The organism is Ensifer sp. NM-2 (assembly GCF_003024455.1).
In the GTDB taxonomy this organism is placed as follows: Bacteria; Pseudomonadota; Alphaproteobacteria; order Rhizobiales; family Rhizobiaceae; genus Ensifer; species Ensifer canadensis.
Genome location: NZ_PVZR01000194.1, coordinates 1 through 294, shown reverse-complemented (window position 1 = coordinate 294; position 294 = coordinate 1). Strand labels below are relative to the sequence as shown.

At 59.5% G+C, this 294-nt stretch carries 1 pseudogene; it reads left to right on the top strand.

The features are described 5' to 3' along the window. Window positions 1-230, top strand: a pseudogene (locus C6558_RS39440) (tripartite tricarboxylate transporter TctB family protein); the annotation flags it as partial. Window positions 231-294 lie beyond the last annotated feature (64 nt).

The following is a 294-nucleotide window of genomic DNA, read 5'->3' as shown; positions in this document are numbered from 1 at the left end:
GATTGCTTTGCGTTCTGGCCAGCCCCCTTCTCTTTGGCCTGCTCGTGAGACCTGCCGGTTTTCTAATCGCAGTGACCGTGACGGCCTTTGTTGGCACTCTGGCGGCGCCCGAGATGCGCATGTTGACACGCCTAATCGTTTCCGGCGTTCTGGCAGTCCTCGCCACGGCGGTTTTCATATGGGGGCTGGGTCTGCCGCTGCCGGCATTGGGCCGCTGGCTAACGCTTTAACCAGGGGGACCGATTGTGGATCTGGTAACCAATCTTATGTTCGGGCTGCAAACGGCCCTTACCA